Consider the following 3,957-nt stretch of genomic DNA (forward strand, 5'->3'; position numbering starts at 1 on the left):
GTGGTCGTCCTCGGCTACGGGCTGCTGCCCCGCCTCGCCGCGCTCGGGTGGGCCGTGCTGGTGGTGTTCCTGCTGGTCGGCGAGTTGGGGCCGCTGCTGAAGCTGCCCGGGTGGGCCATGGACGTCTCGCCGTTCGCGCACACCCCGAGACTGCCGGGGTCGGCCTGGTCGGCCACTCCCCTGCTGTGGCTCCTGGCGGTCGCCGCAGTCCTGGTGGGCGCGGGCCTGTGGACCTTCCGGCGGCGCGACCTCACCTCCTGAGGGAGCGGCGCCGGAACGGCGATGGAACGAAGGCGGCGATGGTCCTGGACCATCGCCGCCTTCGCCGTTCCGGGCTAGGGCTGGATCTGGGCCATGGCCTTGCGGATGCGCTTGTCGGACACCGGGAAACGAGTGCCGAGCTGCTGCGCGAACAGGCTGACCCGGTACTCCTCCAGCATCCAGCGGATCTGCGTGACGGCCTCGTCCTCGCGGCGGCCGGGCGGCAGGCGGCGCAGCAGGGCCGCGTACTCCTCCTGCAGCAACTGCACCTGGTTGGCGAGCATCCGGTCGCGGCCGGGGTTCTCCGGCAGCTTGTCCACCCGCATCTGCATGGCTTTGACGTAGCGGAGCAGGTCGGGCAGCCGTCGCGCACCGGTCGCCGTCACGAAACCCGGCCCGATCAGCGCGGCCAGGTGCTCCCGGATGTCGGTCAGCGCCGGCAGGAGCACCATGCTCGTGCTGCCGCGCAGCCCCCGGTCGAGCTGGTGGGCGGCGGCGAGGATGCGTTCGACCTGCGCCACGATCGCGGCGGTGGTGTCGTACAGGTCGGCGCGGACGAGGTCGTACAGGCGCTGGTAGCCCGCCTCGTCCCAGGCCGGTCCCCCGGCGTCGGCCATGAGCTTGTCGACGGCGGCGGCGACGCAGTCGTCGAACAGCTTGGCCACCGACCCGTGCGGGTTGTGGCTGAGCGCGAGCTTGGCCTGGTTGCCCAGGCGTCCCTGGATCTGCTTGGCCGGGGACGGCGCGTTCAGCAGGATCAGCCGCCGTGTCCCGTTCCACATGGCGCGGCGCTGCTCGGCCTCGGTCTCGTACATCCGGACGGCCGCGGACCCGCCCTCGTCGGTGAGCGCGGGGAACGCCTTGACCTCGTACCCGGCCTGCCTGCGCTCGTAGGTGCGGGGCAGCTCGCCGAGGGTCCAGGACGTGAGGCCCTCCTTCTCGATGCCCTCCTTGGACGCGGCCTTCGACAGGGTGCCGCGCACCTTGGCCGCGAGCTTGCGCTTGAGCGCGTCGAGGTCGGTGGACTCCTCGATCATGCGCTTGCGCTCGTCCACGACGCGAAACGTCATGCGCAGGTGCGCGGGCAGGCGCGACAGGTCCCATGCCTCGCGCGCGACCGGCACGGACGTCAGCTGCGTCAGTTCGCGTTCCAGGGCGTCCAGCAGCGGCTCGGTGCGCGGGGAGACGCGCTCCAGGACGCGGCGGGCGTAGTCGGGCGCCGGGACGAAGTTGACCCGCAGCTGCTTGGGCAGCGAGCGGATCAGCTCGGTCACGAGCTCACGGCGCAGGCCGGGGACCTGCCAGTCGAACCCGTCCGGCTTGACCTGGTTGAGGATCTGCACCGGCACGTGGACGGTCACGCCGTCGGCGTCGGTGCCCGGCTCGAACTGGTAGGTCAGCCTCAGCCGGAGCGGGCCCTGCTGCCAGTGGTCGGGGTAGTCGGCCTCGGTGACCGCGTCGGCCGTCTGGTTGATGAGCATCGACTTCTCGAAGCTCAGACGGTCGGGCTCGGTGTGGCGGGCCTTCTTCCACCAGGTGTCGAAGTGCCGTCCGGAGACGACGTCCTCGGGGACGCGCTCGTCGTAGAACTCGAACAGCGTCTCGTCGTCCACGAGGATGTCGCGGCGGCGGGCGCGGTGCTCCAGCTCCTCGACTTCTTCCAGCAGCGCGCGGTTCTCGTGGAAGAACCGGTGGTGGGTCTCCCAGTCGCCCTCGACCAGCGCGTGCCGGATGAACAGCTCGCGCGACAGCTCGGGGTCGATGCGCCCGTAGTTGACGCTGCGCTGCGCGACGATCGGCACCCCGTACAGGGTGACCTTCTCGTACGCCATGACGGCCGCCTGCTTCTTGGACCAGTGCGGCTCGCTGTACTGCCGCTTGACCAGGTGCCCGGCGAGCGGCTCGATCCACTCGGGCTCGATCCTGGCGTTGACGCGCGCCCACAGCCGGGACGTCTCGACCAGCTCGGCGGACATGACCCAGCGCGGCGGCTTCTTGAACAGCGCCGATCCGGGGAAGATCGCGAACTTGGCGTTGCGGGCGCCCAGGTACTCCTGCTGGCCGCGGCGGCGCGGCCCGCCCTCGTCCTTCTTGTCGCCTTCTCCCCGACCAACCGGCCCCGACCGACCTCCCAGGTCCTGCAGGCCGATGTGCGACAGCAGGCCGGCCAGCAGCGAGACGTGGATGCGCTCGGGCGGGGCGTCGGTGCTGTTCAGAGTGACGCCGAGGGACTTGGCGACCTGCCTGAGCTGGGTGTGCAGGTCCTGCCATTCGCGGATGCGCAGGTAGTGCAGGAACTCGTTCTTGCACATGCGGCGGAACGCGCTGCCCGACAGCTCCTTCTGCTGCTCGCGCAGGTAGTTCCACAGGTTCAGGTAGGCGAGGAAGTCCGAGGTCGGGTCGGCGAACCGGCGGTGCTTCTCGTCGGCGGCCTGCTGGTGCTCGGCGGGACGCTCGCGCGGATCCTGGATCGACAGGGCCGCGGCGATGATGAGCACCTCGCGGACGCAGCCGTTCTTGTCGGCCTCCAGCACCATGCGGGCCAGGCGCGGGTCCACGGGCAGCTGGGCGAGGCTGCGGCCGAGGGGGGTCAGGCGCTTCTTCGGGTCCTTCTCGTCCGGGTCGATCGCACCGAGCTCGTGCAGCAAGTCGACGCCGGCCTTGACGTTGCGGCGGTCCGGCGGCTCCACGAACGGGAACGCGGCGATGTCGCCGAGGCCGAGCGCGGTCATCTGCAGGATGACCGAGGCCAGGTTGGTGCGCAGGATCTCCGGATCGGTGAACTCGGGGCGGGCCTCGAAGTCCTCCTCGGAGTACAGCCGGATGCAGATGCCCTCGGACACGCGTCCGCAGCGGCCCTTGCGCTGGTTCGCCGACGCCTGCGACACCGGCTCGATCGGGAGCCGCTGCACCTTCAGCCGGTGGCTGTAGCGGGAGATGCGGGCGGTGCCGGGGTCCACGACGTACTTGATGCCGGGGACGGTCAGCGACGTCTCGGCCACGTTCGTCGCGAGGACGACGCGCCGTCCCCGGTGCGCCTGGAACACCCGGTGCTGCTCGGCGGACGACAGCCGCGCGTACAGCGGCAGCACCTCGTGGTGGCCGCGCTTGCCGGCGAAGTGCTTGGTGAGCGCGTCGGCGGTGTCGCGGATCTCCCGCTCGCCGGACAGGAACACCAGCACGTCGCCGGGGGCCTCGCGCTCCAGCTCGTCCACGGCGTCCACGATCGCCTGGATCTGGTCGCGGTCGGGGTCGGCGGCGGGGTCCTCGGGGTCGGTGACGGGCCGGTACCGGACCTCGACCGGGTAGGTCCGGCCGGACACCTCCACGATCGGGGCGTCGCCGAAGTGCCGGGAGAACCGCTCGGGGTCGATCGTCGCCGAGGTGATGATCACCTTGAGGTCGGGTCGCCGCGGCAGGATCTCCTTGACGTACCCGAGCAGGAAGTCGATGTTGAGGCTGCGCTCGTGCGCCTCGTCGATGATCAGCGTGTCGTACTGGCGCAGCAGCCGGTCGGTCTGGATCTCGGCGAGCAGGATGCCGTCGGTCATCAGCTTGACCAGCGTGTCGTCGCTCGACCGGTCGGTGAACCGGATCTTGTACCCGACGGCCTCGCCGAGCTCGGTGCCGAGCTCCTCGGCGATGCGGTCGGCGACGGTGCGTGGCCTTGTGCGCGTCGCGCAGCTTCGGCCAGGC

The 3,957-nt window shown here is 70.8% G+C and carries 2 protein-coding genes; one reads left to right on the plus strand and one right to left on the minus strand.

What is annotated here, in order from left to right; translation table 11 throughout:
• Positions 1-261, plus strand: a 261-nt coding sequence (locus AB0J52_RS30770) for an efflux permease Rv1217c-related protein (protein WP_500186186.1), incomplete at its 5' end; no start/stop codon positions are given.
• 74 nt (positions 262-335) lie between these two features.
• Here AB0J52_RS30770 and hrpA read toward each other — a convergent pair.
• A partial coding sequence (hrpA, locus tag AB0J52_RS30775) for an ATP-dependent RNA helicase HrpA (RefSeq protein WP_500186188.1) occupies positions 336-3,957 on the minus strand: 3,622 nt, incomplete at its 5' end.

Origin of the sequence: Spirillospora sp. NPDC049652 (assembly GCF_040675125.1) — a bacterium.
In the GTDB taxonomy this organism is placed as follows: domain Bacteria; phylum Actinomycetota; class Actinomycetes; order Streptosporangiales; family Streptosporangiaceae; genus Spirillospora.